The organism is Luedemannella flava, assembly GCF_039528515.1.
Lineage (GTDB): Bacteria > Actinomycetota > Actinomycetes > Mycobacteriales > Micromonosporaceae > Luedemannella > Luedemannella flava.
Genome location: NZ_BAAALT010000325.1, coordinates 1 through 845, shown reverse-complemented (window position 1 = coordinate 845; position 845 = coordinate 1). Strand labels below are relative to the sequence as shown.

General features: G+C 52.8%; 1 protein-coding gene. It reads left to right on the top strand.

Going from position 1 to position 845, the window contains the following annotated elements:
* Positions 1 to 65: 65 nt before the first annotated feature.
* Complete coding sequence (locus tag ABD211_RS33020) at positions 66 to 770, top strand: IS6-like element IS26 family transposase (RefSeq protein WP_001067855.1); 705 nt, start codon at positions 66 to 68, stop codon at positions 768 to 770.
* The last annotated feature ends 75 nt before the right edge of the window (positions 771 to 845 follow it).

The window sequence follows — 845 nt, the reverse complement described above, 5'->3', positions numbered from 1 at the left end:
GTGGCACTGTTGCAAATAGTCGGTGGTGATAAACTTATCATCCCCTTTTGCTGATGGAGCTGCACATGAACCCATTCAAAGGCCGGCATTTTCAGCGTGACATCATTCTGTGGGCCGTACGCTGGTACTGCAAATACGGCATCAGTTACCGTGAGCTGCAGGAGATGCTGGCTGAACGCGGAGTGAATGTCGATCACTCCACGATTTACCGCTGGGTTCAGCGTTATGCGCCTGAAATGGAAAAACGGCTGCGCTGGTACTGGCGTAACCCTTCCGATCTTTGCCCGTGGCACATGGATGAAACCTACGTGAAGGTCAATGGCCGCTGGGCGTATCTGTACCGGGCCGTCGACAGCCGGGGCCGCACTGTCGATTTTTATCTCTCCTCCCGTCGTAACAGCAAAGCTGCATACCGGTTTCTGGGTAAAATCCTCAACAACGTGAAGAAGTGGCAGATCCCGCGATTCATCAACACGGATAAAGCGCCCGCCTATGGTCGCGCGCTTGCTCTGCTCAAACGCGAAGGCCGGTGCCCGTCTGACGTTGAACACCGACAGATTAAGTACCGGAACAACGTGATTGAATGCGATCATGGCAAACTGAAACGGATAATCGGCGCCACGCTGGGATTTAAATCCATGAAGACGGCTTACGCCACCATCAAAGGTATTGAGGTGATGCGTGCACTACGCAAAGGCCAGGCCTCAGCATTTTATTATGGTGATCCCCTGGGCGAAATGCGCCTGGTAAGCAGAGTTTTTGAAATGTAAGGCCTTTGAATAAGACAAAAGGCTGCCTCATCGCTAACTTTGCAACAGTGCCCGCCAGTACCAGCGCAGCCGTTT